Annotated in this window: 15 protein-coding genes; 7 read left to right on the top strand and 8 right to left on the bottom strand. The window is 30.5% G+C overall.

Going from position 1 to position 23,231, the window contains the following annotated elements; translation table 11 throughout:
- Positions 1-109: 109 nt before the first annotated feature.
- Complete coding sequence (locus tag DNU06_RS05845) at positions 110-862, bottom strand: hypothetical protein (protein ID WP_111062291.1); 753 nt, start codon at positions 860-862, stop codon at positions 110-112.
- Between the two features lie 554 nt (positions 863-1,416).
- Here DNU06_RS05845 and DNU06_RS05850 point away from each other — a divergent pair.
- The 7 genes from DNU06_RS05850 (at position 1,417) to DNU06_RS05885 (ending at position 13,292) form a co-directional block, all read left to right on the top strand.
- Entirely contained in the window at positions 1,417-2,031 is a 615-nt protein-coding gene (locus DNU06_RS05850; RefSeq protein ID WP_111062292.1) for a hypothetical protein, read from the top strand.
- Between the two features lie 628 nt (positions 2,032-2,659).
- Positions 2,660-2,905, top strand: coding sequence for a helix-turn-helix domain-containing protein (locus DNU06_RS05860; RefSeq protein ID WP_111062294.1), 246 nt, complete (start codon positions 2,660-2,662; stop codon positions 2,903-2,905).
- Positions 2,906-2,962: 57 nt separating this feature from the next.
- Positions 2,963-4,723 carry a DNA phosphorothioation-dependent restriction protein DptF gene (gene dptF / locus DNU06_RS05865; RefSeq protein WP_111062295.1) on the top strand — a complete coding sequence of 587 codons (1,761 nt, stop codon included), beginning with the start codon at positions 2,963-2,965 and terminating at the stop codon, positions 4,721-4,723.
- A complete protein-coding gene (dptG, locus tag DNU06_RS05870; protein ID WP_111062296.1) occupies positions 4,720-6,201 on the top strand; it encodes a DNA phosphorothioation-dependent restriction protein DptG in 1,482 nt (493 codons plus the stop codon). Before dptF ends, dptG begins: the two co-directional genes overlap by 4 nt.
- Entirely contained in the window at positions 6,182-11,335 is a 5,154-nt protein-coding gene (gene dptH, locus DNU06_RS05875) for a DNA phosphorothioation-dependent restriction protein DptH (RefSeq protein WP_158526831.1), read from the top strand. Before dptG ends, dptH begins: the two co-directional genes overlap by 20 nt.
- Before the next feature lie 26 nt (positions 11,336-11,361).
- Complete coding sequence (locus DNU06_RS05880; protein ID WP_111062298.1) at positions 11,362-12,501, top strand: DUF262 domain-containing protein; 1,140 nt, start codon at positions 11,362-11,364, stop codon at positions 12,499-12,501.
- Positions 12,501-13,292, top strand: a complete 792-nt coding sequence (locus tag DNU06_RS05885; RefSeq protein WP_111062299.1) for a HEPN domain-containing protein — start codon at positions 12,501-12,503, stop codon at positions 13,290-13,292. The genes DNU06_RS05880 and DNU06_RS05885 overlap by 1 nt, the downstream gene beginning before the upstream one ends.
- Before the next feature lie 11 nt (positions 13,293-13,303).
- On the opposite strand, the gene DNU06_RS05890 is transcribed toward DNU06_RS05885, so the two are convergent.
- From DNU06_RS05890 to DNU06_RS05920, 7 genes are all read right to left on the bottom strand, one after another.
- Positions 13,304-16,135, bottom strand: coding sequence for a hypothetical protein (locus tag DNU06_RS05890; RefSeq protein WP_111062300.1), 2,832 nt, complete (start codon positions 16,133-16,135; stop codon positions 13,304-13,306).
- Complete coding sequence (locus DNU06_RS05895) at positions 16,135-16,512, bottom strand: DndE family protein (protein ID WP_111062301.1); 378 nt, start codon at positions 16,510-16,512, stop codon at positions 16,135-16,137. Before DNU06_RS05895 ends, DNU06_RS05890 begins: the two co-directional genes overlap by 1 nt.
- On the bottom strand, positions 16,496-18,592 hold the full coding sequence (dndD, locus tag DNU06_RS05900; protein WP_111062302.1) for a DNA sulfur modification protein DndD: 2,097 nt from the start codon (positions 18,590-18,592) through the stop codon (positions 16,496-16,498). The genes DNU06_RS05895 and dndD overlap by 17 nt, the downstream gene beginning before the upstream one ends.
- Positions 18,589-19,956, bottom strand: a complete 1,368-nt coding sequence (dndC, locus tag DNU06_RS05905; protein WP_199398992.1) for a DNA phosphorothioation system sulfurtransferase DndC — start codon at positions 19,954-19,956, stop codon at positions 18,589-18,591. Before dndC ends, dndD begins: the two co-directional genes overlap by 4 nt.
- A gap of 214 nt (positions 19,957-20,170) precedes the next feature.
- A complete protein-coding gene (locus tag DNU06_RS05910) occupies positions 20,171-22,363 on the bottom strand; it encodes a DNA/RNA helicase domain-containing protein (RefSeq protein WP_111062303.1) in 2,193 nt (730 codons plus the stop codon).
- Positions 22,363-22,701 carry a nucleotide pyrophosphohydrolase gene (locus DNU06_RS05915; RefSeq protein WP_111062304.1) on the bottom strand — a complete coding sequence of 113 codons (339 nt, stop codon included), beginning with the start codon at positions 22,699-22,701 and terminating at the stop codon, positions 22,363-22,365. The genes DNU06_RS05910 and DNU06_RS05915 overlap by 1 nt, the downstream gene beginning before the upstream one ends.
- A gap of 103 nt (positions 22,702-22,804) precedes the next feature.
- On the bottom strand, positions 22,805-23,185 hold the full coding sequence (locus tag DNU06_RS05920; RefSeq protein WP_111062305.1) for a hypothetical protein: 381 nt from the start codon (positions 23,183-23,185) through the stop codon (positions 22,805-22,807).
- Between the last annotated feature and the right edge of the window lie 46 nt (positions 23,186-23,231).

Below are 23,231 nucleotides of genomic sequence, written 5' to 3' on the forward strand. Positions count from 1 at the left end.
ATTTTACGGACTATTGAATGGCAAAACGGTATCAATCAATCCTAGTTCCAATAAAAAAAATTTGAGGGATTTTTGAAAACCAGTCTACAGTAAAAACTATGTGTTGGACTTACTCCCCTTTACCCAAAACAGCATCAATATGCCACACCAAACGTTGAAATGTACCACGGTCAATCGATTTTTGTCCGGACAGCATGGCGGTAAAAAATACAGGGGTTCCATTTAATGCGCCAGCTTGCACCATTTTTTCGGTCCCTAAGGTTTGGTCGAATTCATATTTGTAATCCATCCAAACACCCACTTCTCTGCCATCCACCAATTGCTTACTATTGCCACTCATTAATTCCCTTGCCAAGGTGTTCGACACCACAATCACTTTTGGTTTTAATGCCGTAATTATTTCATTGGCTACTGCCAATTGCTCCAAAATAAAATCCTGACCGCGTTTGGCCTTCAATAAATGATTTTCTATGTAAGGTTGTTGCGTTTCACGCAAGACCAACAAGTCCAATTGCGTCCAGGTAATTTCACGCTGATAACTTGCCTTCAAATCTTCTTCTATTTTATAAAAGGGACGAAAATAACCAGGCCCATTTTTTGGTTTCGCATAAGCTTGACGCACCTGCGGACGGTCGGGTTGAAAAGATGGGTTAATACCAATAAACAAGACATCCGGATTATTTATTTCTGCATCAAACTGAAACTCAAACCCTCTATTTAACAAAGGAGTATCCTCCACTTTTGTCGGTCCGTTAATGGGCGTTGTACTGTACTTATCCCAAATTTTCTGGTATTGTTCTACTAATTCGCTTGCTTGCATATTTTCTAAAACTGGTGGTGGTGGTGATGATAATTTTGGCAAAGTTATTTTAATCTTTTGGTAAATCTACTTTTATTGGCAGGAAAGGCGTTGTTTTTTTTATTTGAGCCGCTCGGCCTTCGAGTCCCGAGCTACGCTCGCCTCAGGCACCCGCTAGCTTTGGAGTACTACTAGGCTATTCAATGGCCTCGAAGGGCAGGCACCCGCTAATATTATAATCAACCGATTGTGTATATGGCCCCCCTAAGGTGTCGGTGGGGGCTGCGCCCTGAGGATTTTATAAACGATAGTTTATAAAATGGTCCCGATAGCTATCGGGACGAAGGGCAGGCGCCCGCTAATATTATAATCAACCGATTGTGTGTATTTGGCATCCCTAAGATGTCGGGGGGCTGCGCCCTGAGGATTTTATAAACGGTAGTTTATGAAATGGTCCCGATAGCTATCGGGACGAAGGGCAGGCACCCGCTAATATCATGATCAACCGATTTGTGTGTATTTGGCATCCCTAAGGTGTTGGGGAGTACTGCGAAAAAGTAGCGGGTATTTCAATAAAAAAACATTATATTCGTCGTATACAGCTCAAATACACCGCTATGAAAATCATCCTCTTACTCCTTTTTATCCTATCGATTAATTACAGCTATTCGCAAGACTATATCCTCAAAAAAAATGGCAATAAAATAAAAGTAAAAATTGTAGAGATACAGACGGAGAAAATAAAATTCCTGCGGTACTCCGATTTGGATGGGCCCACTTATAGTATCAAAAAAGAAAAAGTTGCTAAGATTATTTATGAAAATAAAGAAGTCGTTGACATTATTGTTCCGCCAGTAGTGCCCCCAGTAACCAACAAAACAGAAACGGTTGACTTGGACAGTAACCGAATAAAATACTTAACCGTGCACAAGGGGAATTATTATGAAGGTGGTATAGCCATTAGCAAAAAGGAGTTTTTAAAAATCCTTTCCACCAATCCATACGCCAGTAACGAACTACAAAGGCGCAGGAATTTAATTACCGGTGCAATTACTTGTATTTTCGTCGGTACGGCAACGGGAGTGTTGGGCGTATTAAATGGCCCTTACTATCTCGTCCAAACAGGCAGCAGCTTAATCACCACCGGCATCATTGTCGGGCTTTTTGCCCCTACCCGCTTCTGGAAAGCAGTAGAGGAATATAACCGTGGGTTAGATAGGGAGCGAGTTTAAATAATGCGCTTGGCCTTCGAGTCCCGAGCTACGCTCGCCTCAGGCGCCCGCTAGCTTTGGAGGACAGGCACCCGCTCACTTTGTAGTAGTACTACACCAATGCAAGTACTTCAACAGCAATTGGGCATAGTTTTCTTGTGCTGTTTATGATGAAGATGATGGACCTAGGTGGTAAATGTAGGGAAAATTGGAGCTCAATGTAGGTTGCTTGGCGAATATGGGATTTGGGTTGTTTAATTGAGGGAGGTGCTGTTTGATGTAGGTGGCTTTATCTATAGATGCCGAAGTAGATGTTTTAATAAACTTAAATTCAAAGCTTCGATCAATCAAATTACAAACTTATATTTTTGAAGATTCAGTAATAATACTACCAGTGTATTTATGCCAAAATTTCTGTTACTAAACTATTACTCATTTATGCTCTTGTTTTTTTGACTACCTAGCCCCACTTTCCGTTGTATCTTATTTTTGACTGTATAGGTCTAAGCTGCGAAAAAGGGCGCATTTGGATTAGGGGATATGGTGGGTTTACAACAATATTATTGAGAAGCAGAACTCTAAAAACAACAGTTTCTAACCCACACTTTAAAGGGTGCCAAAAGTCATTTTTTTTACTCAGATTTGCAGTATGAAAACTAATCATTCTCAGGAAGTTAATTTTGATTTCATTGCTACTAGATTAAAAGAGTTTAGGGTTAAAAAAGGATATTCCAATTATGAACATTTAGCCTATGAAATTGGTATTTCTAGATCACAGTATGGCCGCTATGAAAAAGGAGCAAATATGAAACTCAGCACTCTTTTTAAAATACTAGAATTCCTAGAAGTTAGTGTGGAAGAGTTTTTTAAAGGAATAGATGAATATAATTCTTAAAAACCTCAGAACTATAGTTCAACCAAAGATATCAAAATACCTTAAACAATTAAAAGAATGAACACAAGTCATCCGTTAGCAAAAGAACTTCAAAAACTTAGTGAATCCTCTAGGCATGCGATAGCAGATGGGAACTCTATAGAACTAGATGAGTTTAGTGAATATTTACACATTAAAAGAGATGTAGAGAAGGAGCTTATTAGTAAAATAAAAAAAGGATTAGAACATTCCGAAGCTCAATTAGTATTAGTCTGTGGAAATGTAGGTGATGGGAAATCACATATACTTTCCTATCTAAATAAAGAGTTAAAGGATGAGTTAAATGAATTTACGATTCATAATGATGCTACTGAATCTTTTAACCCAAATGAGAATTCAAATGAAACGTTAAATAGAGTGTTAAATGGGTTCAGAGATGATAATATAAACGAGTCTTTTGATAAAATCATATTAGCTATAAACTTAGGTACTCTGAGTAATTTTTTAGAAGAATATGGTGAAGATTACGGAAAACTTAAAGCATATATTGATCAGAATAAAATATTAGATTCTGATATTATTGAAACAGATAGTCTATTGAGTAATTCGTTCTTTCATCATGTTAACTTTACGGATTATCATATGTATTCCTTGACATCTGAAGGGCCTAAATCTAAAATAATATCAACTTTACTTGAACGAATTATTGCTGACAATCCAAAAAATTTAATTTTTAAAGCGTATAAAAATATAAAAAAGGAAGATTGGAGCATTAATTGTCCAATTCGATACAATTTTGAGTTTTTAATGAATGCTGAAAATGGAGAAGCATTAATGAATCTAATTGTACAAGCAATAGTTAAGAATAAGGAGATTGTTTCTGTTCGTTCATTATTGAACTTCTTTTTCGATTTGATTGTTCCTATTGGTTTAAAATGGGATGATTTATTTTCATATAAAGAACAGATAAATAGTATAAATGAAGATGAGTATTTGTCATACTTAGCTCCAAATTATTTGTTTGAACACCCAGAGCTTTCCAAATTGTTTTTAACTATAGAGAAGCTTGACCCTTGTAAATATAGGTACGTAGGTTTGGATGCTAGTTTAATTAAGCTAATCAATGCTGAAAAACCTAGCAGTGTTTTCACTGAATGTATTGGAGAGGAAAGAATAAAGGGACTTGAAAATAGAATAGACTTAGGAATAGAGGAAGATAAAAAGAAATTAAAACCAGAAGTCTTAACTAAGCTTTTTATGAGGCTCAATTTCTTTAGTAATAGAAAACAAATCGCAAAATTAAGTGATCCATTCTTCGAAGAATTTGTGACAGATCTTTATCATTTTAATAATAGTAAGATGTCGGTGATTAAAAGCACATATAATTTAGTTGAAGAAGCTGCTAGGAAATGGTATGGAGACCCTAAAAAGAATAAAAAAGTCATATTGAATTTAGTAAAGAATCAATCTAAATATAGAGTTCTAAAAGACTTTAAAGTGAAACCAAAACCTAATGTTCATGAAGAGAGAAACCTTCCAGTTCTAACAAAATTTACTGAAACTTTTAGCTTATATTTTGAGTTGGAAGAAAATCGTGAGATTATAAAAGTAAATATTGATTTTGGTCTATATGATATATTAAAAAAAATATTGAAAGGTTATCGACCTAATAAAAAAGATAACAATAATCATATTTCATTTATCAATTTTATTAATAAGCTTGTTAAGCAAAATAATAATGCAGAGGCGTTAGAAATTGATGAAGTTAATATTGGAAAGGCTTCAGATTATGAATTAGTAATAGATCACTTTGGAGAGTATAAATTTAGAGCTATATGAGTAGAATAGAATTATTAAGAGAAGGAGTAAATAGCCTTGAAGACGTATATATAAAAAAAGATGGTGGATTTAAAGGTCATAAGACAGGTTCTAGGATTAAATTAATGCCTTTCGTAACGAATTACACGGATGCTTGTAGTTCTGACTTTAGATCTTTTCAAGGAGTGGTGGGTGAATGCTTTAGAATTTCTTCTAATAATAGCTTTGATAAAAAGTTTAATACCGATAAGGAAACATCCTTTAAAAAGAAATTAAGAAATTCAATTATAGAAAAAGCATTAGATAAAGTAGAGACTGAGAATAAAGAAGAATTGAAAGATATTATTATAAAATTATTTTTCGAGGATGATGCTGGTTTAATCAAGTTTAATAATCAGGTTTTACCGTTCATGAATTTTACTTTTGAACATCCACAATTAAATGAAACAGCACGATTCTTTTACGATATATTTCTAAATGAAGAGGAAATAGACTTGAATGAATTAACATCAAGTAATAATGGAAATTTACTTTATAAACTAATTATTGAATGTTTGCCAGAACTTCATTCAATTAAATCGACTAAAACAGATATTATTTATCAGAATATATTTCCAGAAATAAAGGATATGTTTTTGGAAGATTTTAAATTTTTATCCTCAAATGAAGAAACATTTTTAAAACATATTGAAGATTTATTTAAATACTATTATTTTCTTTACTTCACTCAGTTTACTCAAAGACTATGCTCATTTGGAGATAATTCAAAATTTTCGCCAGTATATTTTTCCATGGATTGGGAAACCTTATCTGAATCAAGAAAAGCTTTTCAATTTGGCTGGAAAAAACTCTCGTATAATTTACTAGGGTTATTTGAACATGCAAACACTCTCGAATTATTAAACTACATTACTATAGATGGCAATCAACTCGGAGATTATGTTTCTATCAGAGAGAAATATGATCAGCTATCAGTTCCTGAAAAAAATGAGTTTATTGATAAAGTTAAAGAGGTCTCTTTATTTTATACAAGTCATATTACGGTTTTTGATACAGGTGCTAATTGGGAACAATGTGAAATAGAACTTGGTCAATATCTAGAAAGAACGGCAGATAAACAAAGAGATGAACTTAATATTGAAATTATTTCCTTGAATAAAAGGTTAAAATATCAATTTGATAATTCTCCAAGGAAAAGCGCAAGGGATAAATATGATAGATGGTTATTTTTATTTTGTAAATCAAACTATACTAAAACAAGAGGTAGATTAGGTTCTACTACTGTATTGAATCAAGAGTTGTTACTGTTTTTAACAAAGTTATGTGTAGGGGGTGAAGACAAAATTAGGTTAAATCTTCTTTGGGAAAGACTTGAGAAGAGAGGGATTGTTTTTGATGAGATTACCAAAACAGAAATAATTAAACTATTTGAGAGAATTAATTTACTAGAGAAAAAAAGTGATAGCGGAGATGCACAATATGTCAAAACAATTATATAAATATATATCAACTTTATTAGTTGATTATTTTAAGAGCCAAATGCTATTTTCTGGAGAAAGATTTAATCTTTATTTGGAGAATGAAGAGCACGTAAAAGGATTATATCAAGAACTGAGTGAAACTTGGATTTCTTCTGAAGAATTTATCTACAAACATCCAGAGGGGGATGGTACAGAATACAAAACGTACTATTTGAAACTGGGGGAGATAAAGCTAATAATTGCTTCAAGTGAAAATGCTTCTGAAGATTACTTTACTATGCTTAGAAATCAAGTAGCAGAGCAAAAGGGGGTTTTTGAAAACACTGCAATTTTAATTTTGTTTAGTGGAAAATTAGATAGTTTGATAGGAGGAAGTGGGAGTTTGATAAAAGAAGGTATGCCTCTTCATTATAAGGCTTTTAAACAAAAGTTACTTCATGATATTGAGAGTTTAAGTGAATTAAAAAAGTTTGAAAAAATCACATTAAAAGAAGTTTTAGAACAAAAAACAAAAAGTGTTGTAGAGGATAATAATTCAATTTTTGATTACGAACAAATAATTACAACCTTAGTCAATAAAAAGATTAGGACGGAAGATTATCAGAATCTAGGCTTGTTTAAAAATCAAGAGTTGTCTTCTCTTTCGGAAACAAAAAATATCAAACATGCACTTAAAGATAATTTTGAACTTTTTGAAAGGTTAGAGAATATTCATTTACATGGAAACCCAGAGGTTGATCTAGAAAAATTAGTTTCAGAAACAGGTAAACAAAAATTATCTAAAGAAGATTGGAATGAATATGATTTTTCCGAAATAGTAAAATGGAAAAGAGATAAGCAAGAAAGAAAAGCGCCCGTGTTTTTGGAGGTAATTGGGAGTAATATTTTTAATACTATATGGCCTAAGGCAGATGGAGATACAACTTCGGCTAAAAGAAATAATAGTATTGTAATTTTTAATCCAGATAATGAGTTTCCATTTGAGATTGAATTAAAATTTGATCAATCTACAAGGAAAGAGGGGATAAACTTAGTGAAAGGGAAAGAAAATTTAAGTGTGTCGAGTAGTGGACATAGTTTGAAAGTTGAAATATCAGCTTTAGAAAATAACGATCCAATTAGTGTAATACATTATAAAGATGATGCGACTAATAAAATTTACAAGTTTAAAATTCTAATACTGCCAGTTGTAGAAACTTTTCTTAAAAATTTTGATACTAATTTTACCATTAGTAATAATATTAAATATCCTCAACTTTTATTAAATGATTCAAATGAATTAATATTTAATTCTGGAATTGGATCTACTATTGAAGAGCAACTTGAAGTAAATAAGAATTATGAAATTGATCAGGAATCAGAATTTAAAATCAATATTGATTATGCATTAATATCTGATGATTTAACTCCATTTGAAGTAACTGTGAATGAAGTAACTATACCTGTTGCAATAAAAACTGAAAGTGAACCGCCAAAGCCAATTATTGGATTAGATGTATGGAAAGACAAAAGACAGTTTGAAGCAAATTTTAGATATACATATGAAGAAGATGTTTTTAAATTACAATTTAAAAATAATGAACGTACGGTTAGAAGTGAATTCAGGAAAAATTTATTGCTAGAAAAACAAATTATAGAGTCTGATTCTTTTTTCTGGACAGAAAAATCTGACAATGAATTAGGAGGTGGTAGTTTAGAGATAAGTGATGATTTAAAGAATTCTTTTAATGCTTTAAGAAACTTCTATAAAGAAAAGGATTATTTACCAAGTTTAGTTTTCTTAAAAGGGGAAGTAAAAAAGTTGGCTGAGGATTATATTGAAGTCTTTTTAAGGGAACTTCATTCGATAAAAGAGAATAAGCCGGTAAACAAAAGTGAAAGAGACTTAATCTGGCTAGGAGTAGTTAAAGAGCAATTTAATGAAGGATTAATTAAATACAGTCCTCTTCATCCTATAAATATTGTTTATCAATTATCTTTAAATGAGCAAATAGGTAAAGAAGAAGTATATAGTGCAATTTTAAAAAGATTAAACTCGGCTAATCTTATACCATTTATAGAAAATGACAAAAAAGTTTATATGCCTGTAGATTCTGATGATTCTCCAGAATGGACTTATTATACCGAATACTTGCAATCAGAAAAGTCTGTTCCGCAAAATTTCATTAAAAAGCTAATTACATCAAAGCTGGAAGGCTTTACACATAATTTTGACTTTCTATTTTCTCAATCTAATTACTCTCCTATAATTTTAAATGTTATAAATCTTGGAGATTGTAATGAAGTGTTACAAGGAATTTTCGAGTATTATAGAGTTTATTTAAATAAAAACACTACAAAACGTCCTGTTAACCTGCATCCAATAGAAATTAATATTTATGGGTCAGAAAATTTAGTAACCAAATTTGAAGAGTTAACCTACTATGATAAGGTCGAGGATGTAGAAGAAAAGCTGGATGTTAAACTTAAAACCCATAATTTCGAGAAAGAAGACTTGTTAAATGTTTTCTTGGAAAAAGTTAATTTTTATAGAAAACCATTTCCAAAATCCACTGAAGAGTATGAATACGCTCATATAACTTTTTATCAATTTGATAGAAATCAAATTGAACGGAATACTAATAAAGTTGACAATGTAAAGTCTGGTTTGTCAATGAATGGATTAATGTCAGATGTTTCTTCTAGTCCTATGAATGACACATACAGAACAGGATTTGGAACTGCAAGTATGCCAAATAATGAAACCAATTTATCCAAACTTGTTTGTTCATATAATGCTTTAGTAAATGTAGCAACAAGTGGTGAAAATTTTGAATTAGACAAAGCTATTTGCTCTACCATTAATTTCAGTATTAAAGAACATCTTGATAAATTATACATCAACTCTCAATGGGTAACTTATATTGATCCTAAAGTTGATTTAGATTTTTTCAAAGAGAAAGATGACTTAGTTATCATTCATTATAGCGATCAATATAATAATTCTAGTGGTTATGATGCTATAACGGTTTCAAACAAGACGGAGCAATATGCTAATATTGTTGGTGAATTTTTGACTAAGAATAAGGTCAATTTTGATACTAAAAAAGATACGTTAAGCGTTATTAATTTCTTTAATGCCATTAATGGAGATTGGTTATTGAAGCTTATTAGACAAGATAATCAATTCCCAAGAGAGAAAATCAGCATACTTTCTGGAATAAAAACGGCTTTAACATTTTTATATCATCCAAACATTATTTGGATTCCTGTTTCATTAGAAGAGATTTTAAGAATATCAGGTAGTGCTGGGTTAAAGATGTCTGAAGGATTGTTTTCTGCAAAAAATCTAGGGTCAAAAGAGTTCTCTTTTAGTGATGATTTGTTGATGATTGGACTTGAAAAAGTTGACGGTTCATTGCAAATGTATTTATATCCTGTTGAATTAAAAATAGGAGGGTCTAACTTAATTAAAAAGGGAATTGACCAGGGAAAGAGAACATCAGATTTATTAAGAAAACATATTGAATCAAATAACTTTCTAGGGGAGTTTTACAAGAACTTTTTCGGAAAATTAGCAATTACAAATGCAGAGAAAATGAACCTCTATAAAATATGGGGAAATCAGAAATGGGATACTGTTTTTAAGGAATATCGTAGTGACTTAATGAATAACAATTTCGATTTTTCAACTAATCTAGATTCTAGGTGTGGTGAATTTGGATTGATACATTTTGGAAATTCTACTATACAGAGAGAGTTAACGTTAAGTTCTGATCACTTAACAGCAAAATTGTTGGAAGAAGATGGATATAACTTTTTAGTAAAATCGATTGATGAATTAATAGAGTTATTTCATAATACCCAAACTGGAATTGATAAAGATAGTTTACTAAGTAACAAAGAAGTTCAATTACCAATAGAGAAGACTGTAATTGATACTCCTAAATTATCACCAGAAGTAATTGAAGTAGTAGATGATTTTCAACCAGAATTACCTGAACAAGAAATTGAAACTCAATCAGTATCTTCAAATAAAGGAATTGAAATTTTATTTGGGTCTAAAATTAAAGATGGGAGTGAGGTGATTTGGGAGCCAAATAATACCGATAAAGTAATGCATACTAATACTGGTATTATTGGAACTATGGGTACTGGCAAGACTCAATTTACTAAGTCTTTGATAGCACAATTGATTAGTAAAGAGAATGATAATATTGGAGAAGATAAACTAGGAGTACTTATTTTTGATTATAAAGGAGATTACATAAAAGATGATTTTATAGAAGCGACCTCTGCTAAGGTATTTAAGCCATATCACTTACCATATAATCCATTGGCTTTAGATGCTACAGAAACCTCTAAACCTATGCTTCCCTTGCATACAGCAAATGATATTAAAGAAACAATATCAAATGCATTTAATTTAGGAAATGTTCAAAAGCAAAAATTAAGGGATGCAATCATTGAGGCTTATGAATCTAAAGGTATTTTTAAGTCTAAACCGAATACTTGGAAATTAGCACCTCCAACTATAGAGGATGTTTGTGATATTTATATGTCGGATGAAAATGTTGCTCAAGATAGTTTGTACGCAGCTATATCTAATCTACAAGATTTTGAAGTATTCGAGCCAGACTCTTTAAAAACTAAGTCTTTGTATGACTTAGTTGAAGGAGTAACGGTTATTAATCTTTCTGGATATGACGAGTCTATTCAAAATTTAATTGTAGCTATTACACTGGATGCATTTTATACGCAAATGCAAACCCATGGACACAGTATAATTGAAGGAAATAAAAGACAAATTAAAAAAATGATTCTGGTAGATGAAGCAGATAACTTTTTAAGTAAAAACTTCAACTCCATTAAGAAAATTTTAAAAGAAGGAAGAGAATTTGGAGTAGGAACAATATTATCAACTCAATTCTTGAATCACTTCTCTACTAGCGAAAATGATTATTCAAATTATATTTTAACTTGGATTATTCATAGAGTAAATGAAATTAAAACAAAAGAAGTTGAATCTCTTTTCTCTATCGAATCTAAAGACAAGAGAGATAGCTTAATGAGAACAATTAAAGGATTAGACAAACATCAAAGCATTGTAAACCTAGCAGGTTCAGAACCTCTGCTAGTTAAGGATAAGGCTTTTTGGGAGTTGATTAAATAATAATAATTTTTAATAAAAGAACTAAAATGTCTTCAAAAACAAATAATATAGAAGAAATTGAGAAAAAATTAAAAAATGGTATTTTTAATTTAATTCAAGAAAGAAATGATTTTTTACTACCGCAAGTACTTGATTTCGTTCAAGTAAAAGAATGGATGAACATTCAGCCAGAATATCAGAGAAGAAGAGTATGGGACATTAAAAGAAAGTCTCAATTTATTGAATCTTTATTAATGAATGTCCCAATTCCACCAATTTTTCTATTGGAATGGGAATATGGGAGATACGAAGTTATGGATGGTCAACAGAGGTTAGATGCGATTATTTCTTTTTATTCAAATGAGTTTAAGTTGACTGGAATGAAATATTGGACAGAACTAAATGGATTAAGTTATAATCAATTTTTGCCTTTGGTTAGAAGAGCCTTAGATAGAAGGAGAATTAGTGCAACTACTATTATGACTGAAAGTGTAGTAGATGATGATGATAAATTAGATCTTCGAAGACTTGTATTTGAACGATTGAATACAGGTGGAATGAAATTAAATTCACAAGAGATTCGAAATTGTATTTATTCAGGTCAGTTTAATGACCTAATAGTAGATTTATCTGGAAATGAGATTTTTACTAAAGCATGGAATATTCCATCTCATTCAGATAATATTAGTGAAGGGAAAATTACCGATAAACTTTCTAATAATACATTATTCAGAAGAATGGGCGACTGTGAGATAGTTTTAAGGTTTTACGCTCTATTTGAATCCAAACACCTTAAAGGTAGCTTAAAAACCATGATGGATGGCGCAATGAATCGAAGATTAGACATTACAGATGATGAAATTAAAGTTTTGCGAGAATCATTCATTAATTCCTTAGAATTAGCAAATGAAGTATTTGGAGAAAAAATGTTTCAAATAACAGATTCAACAACTGGAAAATCAACTCAATCTATTAATTTTTATGATGCTATTTCCGTGATTTTTCATGATCTTCGTTCTAAATCTGCTGAAATATTAGAAAAAAAAGAAGAAATATTTGAATTAGTTCAGAATTTGATAGCTGTTCCCGAAAATTACGAAAACCTAGTTAATAGGAGAGGTAGTTCTACCGAAATTTCGGTAATGAAAGCATTCTTTAAAAACGCAATAATCAATCTACTAGATTAATGGCTTCAATTGATACAATTAAGATTAACTTTCACTCCGTAATATCTGAGATTAAAGGCTGTGTTGATTATTACTCAAATAAAGGAGAAGTAACAAATGCAATAAAATCAAGTTTAAGAAATGATGAAGGAGTTCGCTATCACAAAAGTGTTATAGAGGATAAATTCATTAAGGTTAAATTCAGTTCAGATATATATTACAACTCCTTTTTCGTATTGCTGTGTGCTTCTTATGAGAATTTTTTAACGGAAACATTAAAGGAATCTTTGAATAGATTGAGTGTGTGCAAGAATAAATCACTAATTCCTGAGAAATTAAAACGAATGAATACAAAGTTTTCAGGTTCGTTACTTACTACACTAGATAAGAAACCTTCTCATTTAAAAATTGATTATAACGAAATTATAGAAAATCTTAATAAGGGAATTGATGGAAAAGGAGAATATCAGTTCAATAAAGAAATCGTGTTTTATGTTAAAGGTATATTGAAATTAGAAAGCTTTATCGATTTTTTAGATAAATTCGATCTTGAATTAAAAATAGATAAATTTGCTAACACAGAAGAGTTTAAATCATATTTTAAAGAAAGGAATAGGGAGTCTGAGCGTGTTTTAGAAATTGAAAATAAACATAATTCCATTTTTAGAATAAGAAATAATATTGCTCACAATGGTCGTAGTGCAGATGTAACTAAAGAAAAACTTATTGAAGTTCTTAATTTTCTGGAGGCATTTACAAATGGTCTTTCAAATTTAATTGACAACAGTATTAAACTCAAGTATTCCGAATAAAATCAAAAATATTATTCCAAATTCTCCACTTCTGAAAAAAGCTTTCCTCTAGTTGTACTTTCTATTCCTTTAAATTCTAACCACAAAGCAAGCCAATTAAAAGGGTCGAATATATCGTGCTCTACTTCGCCTCCAAATAAATAACAATGATGTTTAATAGTTTGTAAATTTTCATGAACGTTAATTCCTTTTTCAATTAGGTTAATTAGAATAGCTATTTTTAAAAAGGAATAAGGATATGAATATGTTATTTCCTCATCTTTCTTAATTATCATTAATAGTTCATTAGCCCAATTCTCTATTAATTCTAAGTTGCTTGAAAAACTGAAGAGTTGAATTATATTCCAGAGCTTATAATTCTGGTTATTATTTAGTCCTGCATTTAAATGGTATTGCTCAAGATTTGGATTAGTATTTAAAGTAAATTCAATTTCATTTTTAATGTCATACAATCCATTTTTAATTATTTTTTTGTCAATAAAACTGTAGTCTAAATTGTAATTATTTACTCTTAATCTTCCTATCTCAGCAAGAGAATTTCCAATATATTCTTTTTGACCTGTATTTATAAAACCTATTAAACTTTCCTTATAGCATTCAAGAGATAATTCAATGTCTTGTTTACCAGAATAACAATTGCCTATATGGTATAAGCAAGAGTATTGATTTGAATAATCTTTAATATCATAATATATATTTGAAGCAATCTTATAATATTCAAGAGCCTTTTCATAATCCCTGAAGCAATTCTCATAAACTCTGCCTATTTCAGAATTAAACATAGCGGTATTAGAATTTTTAAAATCTATTTCTTTTGACTTTGATAATATTTCTAATCCGTTATTAAATAAAGATATTGCTTTTTCTGGCTGACGCTCTTTGATTAATTCTCCTTCAATTAAATATAAATGAACAGATTTTTCAGTATCCTTTAATTGTGAGTTGCAAAATTTCATCTGTTCTAAAATCTTCTCAGCATTTTTAAAGTCATTATTTCTATAATAAAGTTGAGCAACCATAGTTAAATCATCAATAGCCATATCATACTGTCCAAGTTTCATATGAGCTTTAGCACCTTCTTTATTAATTTTTATGCCATATTGAATATATCCTCGGGTAAATAAATACTTATATAATGCACTTGCAAATCCCGTAATAATAGTCAAATAATCTTTTTCATTAGAATGTTTTAGACAATCTTTACAATAAGCAGAATGTACAGATCTTTTAATTGCATTTATATAGTTGGGCAGCTCGACCTCATACCTCCATATAGTATCTTCCCAACTTTCTGTTTGAACATTTTGATGAAAAATAACAAGTGCTTCTATCATTAAATTATTGAATGCCTCAATTTTTAATTGATGCCAAATCTTTAATGATTTTGACATTGCTTCAGATATTACAAATTGTTTAATTGGGTTAAGTAGTGTTATTCTGACTTGGTTAGAAGGATCACATTCTTTGTCTATTAAATTAAATTGATTTAATCTTGCAATAATAAAGTCAATATCATCAATAAATACATCATCTGTTAGTTTGTTTTTATTGAATATCTCAAGAGTAATTTCCTTACAGCCGATTGGGAAATTTGTTAGTAATGCTAAAACCAGCTGCTCAGACAAATTAAGGGCTTCATAACATAGTTTTAAAGAATAATTTAGAGAAGTTTTAGAGTTTTGCTCTTTTCTTAATGGAGAACTAATGAATTTAACTCCTTTTTCTTTCAGCTTATCTTTTACTTTGTTAGAGCTTTTATAAAATGAAATTAAGCCTACTAATAATTTTATGGTCAGAACATGGCCATTTGAAAATTTTGAGACCCAATTTAAATCTGTGATATTATAATCAGGTAAAGCATTTTTTAAAAGTAAATTTGACTCACTTTCAGACAATCCATTTAATTTTATTGTTTTGACTTTAAATGTTAAAGCGTCTAAATTAATTTGAGAAGTAACAATAAACTTAACGTTAGTGGTGTAGCGATTTAAATTTTCTAAAAAAGTTAATGTTTTATCTCCATCCGTTTTTAAAAGTCTTTCTAGTCCATCTAAAACAAGAATTAAATCAGTTCCATCTAAAACATTAATTAAATCTGAGATTGAACGTACTTTAAACTCAGTTAATATTTCAATTATTAAATCTTGAATTGAGCTAAATTTTTCGGTTTCAAACCATTTTACTTGTTGTTCGAATCCTTTTAATGATTTTATCAATAACTCAGTTTTACCAATTCCTCCAATACCAGAAATAACAATAAATTTCTCTTCCTTAATTGCAAAATGAATTTCATTTATATAATCTTCTCTACCGATAAAGCTTAATTCAGGATTAGGAACTTTATGCAAAGAATAAATAGATAAATCTTCTTCAGATAATAGATTTCTTTTTAATTTATCTGTTAGCCCTTTTTTGATTATAAGAATTTCTTCTCTTGGAATAATTCCATCATCATATTTAATATGGCAATCAGTACATAGTCTTATTAAGTTGTGATGAAAATGTGAAAATGAATCTGACCAAGGAATAATATGAGCATCATCCATACGGTGGCCAGAGGTACATCTAGCACATTGACCATTTGACTCTACTTTAAGGAATTCTTTAATGAATTTTGGTATTGCAGGTCTTTTTTCTTTAGGGTCTTTCACCCATTTTTCTTGTAAAAAATTTTCAAACTCATCTAAATCAAATTCTTTAAATTTAATTTCTCGTTTACCTGCAAAAACTTTTAACTTATGATCTCTGACTCCTGTTTTAACATAAGAATATAAAAGCTCTTTTGTTATACCAAGTTTTAATGCAGCTTGGTTTTCGTTAAGGAGTTTATCTTCAGTAATCATTATCTGTTTATCTTCTCAACCAAAAAATCAAAACCATCCACATTAGGTCTGTCTTCTAATTCAGAGTCTATAAGTTGTAATCCGTGATCAAGATGAAGTTTGATGTATTTAGGAATGTCTTTATCTGTTTTATATAAATTGTAGTGAGTACAAATCATTCCAACATAAGTATTGCTATTATCTCCAAACAAAACAGACTTAGAGTATTCCTTTCCGCTTGAGTTTAAAACATCATTTATGTCTAATTTTATATCTTTTGACAAAGAATAAGTAAACGCTATTCTAGCAATTACATTTTCTGCACCCAAACTTAATCTATGTGTTAGTTTAGAGACAACTTCTTTATTTTCTTTACTAGTTCTAATTTGTGAAAACATAATTTTGCTCGTTAAATTTTGTAAATAGATTATCAATTTTGCATTTAACTACTGAAGAGCCTTTCGAGTCATTTTGAATTAAATATACCCCGTTTAAATTAGGTTTTAGTTGCTCATATTCTTTTTGAGAGAGTTCTTTCTCTAAAAGAGGGAAAAGGACTACTTGTTCAGAAATAGTAGGGTAGAACTGTTCAATTACATTACTAGAATGACTTTTGTCAAATTTTTGTAATGGACTATCAATAAAAACAGGGAAATTAATACCTGATTCATCTACCAAAGCTTTCAGTAGGGCAGTGGCATACAATTGCTGTTCTCCTTTTGAAAGTAAATCTTTATCAATTACATTGTTTTGTTTGTCAATTAAATCAATATCCATCACATCATCTTCAATTCTAACATTAACATCAGATATGAAGTTATTTTTATGCATCAGTTTTTTTAATCCTAGCATAACTGACTTTTGTAAAGAATACTTTTTCTCTTCTTTTATTCTAGCAGTAAGGACATTCAATTTCTCAAGAGCAAGTGTTGTAACTTCATATTTCTGTTTATCAAGAGCAACTAAATTGTAGTTCTTCTCATATTCAGATAATACTTTTTTGTTGGAATCCTTTTGAGTTTTCCAAGTTGAAACTTCCTCCAACAATGTTCCTTTTTCTATATTAAGAGCATCAGCTTTGTTTGATAAAGTTTCTTTTTCTTCTCTCAATTTTTGAGCTAAAGGATTATTTTTTCTAGCTTCAGATTGTTTTATTTTATTTGAAACTCTTGTTAATGCTTGTCTTGTGTCTCTTTCGTTTTTAATAATTATCTTAAACTGACTATCAAAAGAATCTTTAATGTAATTGAATGTAGCTATAATAGATCTAGACTCTTCGTCAGTATAATCTAATATGATTTCACCAGATTTTGATTTCGGATTTTGAGATTTTTTTGAATTTAATTTTTCAATGGTATCAAATATTTGAGAATTTACTTTCGGATCTAATTTTAAGCTTTTAAACTCTTTTATCAATTCATTAGAGAAATTATCAAGCTCTTTAATTAATGATTTTTGATTTAGGCCTTTGTCTTTTAATTTCGTTTCAAGGTTAACTTGATTTACTAATGCATCAAACTTATCTCCAGCAATTACTAAGGGGACGATTTCCAATAGTTTTTTTAACTCTCCTTTAGCTTCTGTATGTTCCTTTTTTAATTGCTCTTTTTCTTGTTTGTATTCCTTTAATTCTTCAAGTGTAACCTCATTTCCTTCTCGAATTAATTTCTCTTGAATTGAATCAGCTTTTTGTTTGATGGAAATTATTTCATTGTCAATCTCAACTTGTTTCTCCAGGTTTAAATTAATTAATTCCTCAAACTCTTTATCAATTTTAATTAACTCATCCAGTTTAGATTTATTAACTTTTGATACACCACCTCTTTTTAGTTTAGTAAGTAGAGTAGTCAAGTTAATTTTTAAATCTTCATACTTTTTAATTCCAAGTACTTCAGAATAAGCCTTACTCAATGATCGTAATTCACTTTTAGATTTTGCTTCAGCAAGACTAACAATTTTTTCAGCATCAAAGAAGAAAAATTTAGCAATTTCTCTAGGTAAAATGAAGTCATTAATAAAAACCTCATATCCAACTTCTTTAGTTAATTGATTTTCATGTCCATCAATAAGAATTTTTAAAGATTCTTCTTTAGTACTGAAGTCATAAGATCTTTTAATTACAACTTTTCTACATGGTATGGAAGGTATCATAACATCCACAAGTTCTACTTCAACTTGCAGTATTGCTTTTTCCGTTTTTCCTTCTTCAAAATCACTTACAACATTTTTATTCACTAAAGTTTGAAGAAATTTATCGTATCCACCAGTATTTTTAATATCCTTTCTATACTTATCTTCAACTTGAGCCATTAAACCGCCATAAAAAGACCAAATAAGAGATGTTAAAAAGGTGGTTTTACCAAACCCATTCATTCCAGCAATTAGCGAAATATTTTTATCACTGTCATTTTTAAAAATAATCTCATTTACACCTTTGTATATTCTAAAATTATTTAACTTAATCCGTTCTATTCTCATTGTTTCTCAGGATTAATAAAACGTTCTATTTGTTTTTCAACATCATTATGCAAACCATATTTAGAGAGCAAAAGTGTTTTAGATTCTTGTAATGAAATCAAGTTGTCAATTAAATGATAGTAATCCGAATTATCCTCACAAACTTCTGCTAGTAAGCGTCTTTCAGTTTGCCCTAAAGATTTTATGTTGTTTGTAGAGATATCTCTATTAAATACTTTTCTATAAATATCAGCTACATTATGCTCAAAAATACCATCTCTATTCCAAATTACCTGAACAGCAATTAACTCTTGATTATTTATTAAATTGACTTGAGGTCTTTCTTTTTGTAATTCTCTTTGAATTTCTAATAATTCTCTAAGTTTTTTAGCCCTGTATCCCCCTGTATAATTACCATTATTACGTCCATCTTCATCTATAGCTCTTTGACCATTACGCCTTTTATCTCTTCTATTTTCGCCAAGGTTTCTTTCTTCAACGAGTGAATTTCTATATTTCATTAAAGGCTTCATCCATTCTTGACCTTTCTCCACAAGAGCAGTCATTGATTTATCCTTTTTTACCACAGTACAAGTCCAACAGCCAAATCTACTTTGGCCACAAGAAGCATGTTCTTTGTTAGTCACTACAGTTGGACATTCATAATCATCTGCACTCGCATCAGAATAGATTTTAAATAATATTGAATTGTCAAATCCCCATGGAGAAGGTACACTATTAATAATATACCAAATCTCCTCTAACATTAAATCTTTAATGGGGGCATAAACATAGGTATTTGCACTTACGGTGTGTTTTGATAATCGGTTGCCCTTTACCTCATGCTTTTTCATTGACTTTTCTCTTGAAACGCTTTCTTCATATCTTGTTCCGAGTAAAACAATTGCCTCACCTTTTTCATCAATCTGTTCTAATAAAAATGAAGATGTTGGTCTAATTTTTAGTTTATCCGTACACCACCTAAAAGTATTGTTTGGAACAGGATAACCTCGACCAATGACATTAACCCAAAAAGATTCATCTAACTTAGGAGTAGTTTTTTTTACGAAAATAGGTAAATTTTGCTCTCTAGCTGACACTTCAATTTTAGACAATACTTCATCCACGTATGTTTCAATAATTGGATTTTCAACCATGGTATCATTACAAACCACATGCACTGGTCTTTTTAGTTGATACGGGTTTGGAAAACTTTCTCTAATTCTTCTTAGTGCAATCCACACAAGTGTTAATAAAACGGTAGAATCTTTTCCTCCACTAAATCCAATAATCCAAGGTCTATCAGACTTATCCGCATAAGCATATTGGTCTATTATTTCCTCAATTATACTTTCAGCTGCTTTACTTTTTATTTTTTGAAACATCCTTTTTAAGCTCAGTTATGTTCTAAGCTATAAAAGTACAAATTAGTATTTTTTATTTATATGAAAAATTGAATTCTTTGTTAACAAAATTGAAAAACACAGATTATTTATTTACAATCTCTTTTCTGAGGTAATAAAATTTAAATATTAGTGTGTTTATTAAATTATAATAATACCAGTAATTTTAATCCATAATAAATACTTTCTATAATAATCACAAAACACACTCAAACACCCCAACAACTTTAAACCCCTCCATTTCAACTTCAGCAAGTTCAATATCTTCGTAGCCTTCATCATTTGAAAGCGGTTTTAATGTAATTGAACCATGCCTCCACTGTCCATTTTCCTTACCTTGTTTAGTACTATGATATTCTTTTACAGTATAACCTGCACCAAATTCGGAATCCTGTATATTTGAATGTTGTACTAGTACAATTTTTCCGTCTCTTGAACCACCTGAATATTTTCGAAATAAACAAACAGAACCATTTGGAATTATTTGATTCATAGATTCACCATAAACTTTGCAGGCAAATAAATTGTTAGATGCTTTTACATGATTTGGAATTTTAACCCAGTCAAATTCATTGATATCAATAATTTGGTTATCACTAAAATTACCTGCAGCCGCATTTAAATTGTATAGTGGAACAGAATTTTCAAAAGGGACTACTTTATCAACTTCTAGATAGATAGATTCTACTTTAGATTTAAATTGATCTAAATGTTGAGCAAAATACGCTCTTAAATCATCATCACAGACATAAACATATGTCCCTCTAATTCCCCTCAACATAATTGTTTTATAAATGTTAAGTATGTATTCCTTTAAATCTTCAGGGTCTTTTATGGATTGTTTTCCGTTTTTATCAAAGTAGTTTTCTTCTTTTATGACGATTTCATCTTTTTCTTTATCATATGAAATTTCATGTCCAAAAATAACCCCTGTGTAATTCAAGTCATAGCCTTGAGTTGTATGTATACAGCCTACTTCATTAATTGAACCTTCAGTGTTTACCCAATCTACTGCGACACTATTCCATTTTAAAGAAACATCTCCAATATTAATATCAAACTTAGTGGCATCTTTATTTGAAATCCAAGGCCATGCATAACCAGCTACCAACCTTGATAAACCATGTTCTTTATCTCGGAGTTTAATCTCACTCACCATATTTTCTAACGAATCGAACAATAAAAATTCATATTCATCTGATTTAAACAGTTGCTTTTCGAAGGAGAGTTTACACTTTAAAAGACCGTCAATAAATTTAACATAGCCATTCCCTCCTCTCACTCTAAATTGTGATTTGAGATACTCTATGTTAGTATCACTCGCTTGCTTTAATTTATCAAAATCTTCTTTCTTAACATCTGAAGGTTTAATGGATTGGCCTTCATCATAAAACAATACTGTTTTATCAGATTGCTTTATCACAAAATCTAATTCACTTGCAGTATATCTGTCTAAGTCTAATTTAATGCAAGCCTTGTCGAATGCACCAAAATAAGCCCCAAGATTAACCCTTCTTCTCAATCTATGGGATTCATCTACTAAAACAATATCATAAGTGTTTTTAGCCACTTGAGCAGGTCCAACCACCATACTAGCTTTTAACCCCTTAATATTTCTAAATACTTTTTTTAAAGTATTTCGGAATGATGACATGGGGATTACCAGAGCCATATTTGGATTGGGAAATTTTGCCTTTAACTCTTTAACTTTTACTATAAATTCATTCTCTTCTGCTCCAAACTCTTTAAAATTGAAATCTGTATTGTCTGAGTTTAATAATTTGAATAAAAAAATCGCCAAAATAGTTTTACCAGTTCCAGCTCCACCTTCAATAATAACATTTTTCAATTTATCACTCAATAAATTATTGATGATTAATAACAATCCTATTTTTTGCTCACCTGTGAGCGTTTTATAGGGTGAGTACTTGTACAAATCTGAGTTATCAATATGTTCCAAAGAATGATTAGAAATACCTTCAGCCCTTAACTGATTCCAAACTCTTTTAAAAACACCCCAATAAACCTCTCGCTTTTGATAATACTCATGATTAGCAATTCCTAAGTTTCCATTTATCAATTTAAACTTACCATCTCCTGAAATATATTTGATTAAATTAGATTCGATATCCAAAGTTGCGGATTTATTGAATTTTTCGCTTGTAATTAAATGTACAACGGTCAACTGTTGCTTCTTGTCATGTTTTAAATGACTTTTCATTCGGGAATAAGCATCAGTTGTTTCTCCTACATATGCCTCCTTTGATTTATCATCACTTAAAATGTAAACTAAAGGCCATAAATCCTTGGCATAATGCAAACTGTTGAATTCATCAAATATTTGAGAATCGAAATTATATCGTTTTACGGCTAAATTAGATTCTGACATTATAATTCATTATACTTTTTAGCAGTTCCCTTTGCTTTATCAACTGGATATTTTTCAGCATTTTGTTTTATCTTTTCCAAGACAATATCTTTAATATTTAGTCCATGTTTTTCTGCCAATAAGAAAGAGAATGAAAGCACATCAGCTAACTCTTCTTTAAGTCGTTCAATGTTTACAGTCTCCGAATCATTTGTCTTTTTCCAAAGAAATAATTCATTCAGTTCTGCTGCCTCAATACTAATCGCCGTAGCTAAATTTTTGCTGTCATGAAATTGTTGCCAATCTCTTTCATCTCTGAATTTAATTAGTGCTTCAATTATTTCCTCAAATTCTGTCATAGAAAGATATTTAACTGTATTTCAAAGATAATAAGATATTTTATTTGACCTCAACCAAAAGAATCTCATTTTTATATGCCTTTTAAAAATTCATATCACTCTCCTAAACCTTCTTCTTATCCAACACCACCTTATCGTCCTTGTCTAAAATTTGAATGCTTTGCACATTGTCGTGTAAAACGGATTGCACTTTGGTTTGGCGTTCATCTTCAGGGTTATCCATGTCCAGGTAAAATTCAATGTCGGTAAACAAGACAAATGGCCAAGTTTTGACCTCGTTTTTTAAGAAAGAACCACCTGCACCTAAATCGTATTCTACTGAGTGAACTTCGTAAGGCAATAAAGTACATTCAATGCTGTTTGTTGTTGTCCCATTAATGGTCATGGGCTCAATTAAAGTAAGAATTGCTTTGGCATTTGGAGATAAGAAATTTACTTCTCGCCAGTACATGGCGTCTTTGTTGAATAAGTCGGTTTCGTTCATGAGGCAAAGATAGTTTTTTTTGTGCTATACCCACTCCTGGCTTCGA

Source organism: Putridiphycobacter roseus (assembly GCF_003234935.1).
Lineage (GTDB): Bacteria > Bacteroidota > Bacteroidia > Flavobacteriales_D > Crocinitomicaceae > Putridiphycobacter > Putridiphycobacter roseus.

Excerpts from the sequence above, each read along its gene's own strand:
- dptG (WP_111062296.1), top strand. The coding sequence starts at position 4,720 with ATGAGTAGAATAGAATTATTAAGAGAAGGAGTAAATAGCCTTGAAGAC.
- dptH (WP_158526831.1), top strand. The coding sequence starts at position 6,182 with ATGTCAAAACAATTATATAAATATATATCAACTTTATTAGTTGATTAT.
- DNU06_RS05915 (WP_111062304.1), bottom strand. The coding sequence starts at position 22,701 with ATGACAGAATTTGAGGAAATAATTGAAGCACTAATTAAATTCAGAGAT.
- DNU06_RS05880 (WP_111062298.1), top strand. The coding sequence starts at position 11,362 with ATGTCTTCAAAAACAAATAATATAGAAGAAATTGAGAAAAAATTAAAA.
- dndC (WP_199398992.1), bottom strand. The coding sequence starts at position 19,956 with ATGTTTCAAAAAATAAAAAGTAAAGCAGCTGAAAGTATAATTGAGGAA.
- DNU06_RS05895 (WP_111062301.1), bottom strand. The coding sequence starts at position 16,512 with ATGTTTTCACAAATTAGAACTAGTAAAGAAAATAAAGAAGTTGTCTCT.
- DNU06_RS05885 (WP_111062299.1), top strand. The coding sequence starts at position 12,501 with ATGGCTTCAATTGATACAATTAAGATTAACTTTCACTCCGTAATATCT.
- DNU06_RS05920 (WP_111062305.1), bottom strand. The coding sequence starts at position 23,185 with ATGAACGAAACCGACTTATTCAACAAAGACGCCATGTACTGGCGAGAA.
- DNU06_RS05860 (WP_111062294.1), top strand. The coding sequence starts at position 2,660 with ATGAAAACTAATCATTCTCAGGAAGTTAATTTTGATTTCATTGCTACT.
- DNU06_RS05850 (WP_111062292.1), top strand. The coding sequence starts at position 1,417 with ATGAAAATCATCCTCTTACTCCTTTTTATCCTATCGATTAATTACAGC.
- dndD (WP_111062302.1), bottom strand. The coding sequence starts at position 18,592 with ATGAGAATAGAACGGATTAAGTTAAATAATTTTAGAATATACAAAGGT.
- DNU06_RS05910 (WP_111062303.1), bottom strand. The coding sequence starts at position 22,363 with ATGTCAGAATCTAATTTAGCCGTAAAACGATATAATTTCGATTCTCAA.
- dptF (WP_111062295.1), top strand. The coding sequence starts at position 2,963 with ATGAACACAAGTCATCCGTTAGCAAAAGAACTTCAAAAACTTAGTGAA.
- DNU06_RS05890 (WP_111062300.1), bottom strand. The coding sequence starts at position 16,135 with ATGATTACTGAAGATAAACTCCTTAACGAAAACCAAGCTGCATTAAAA.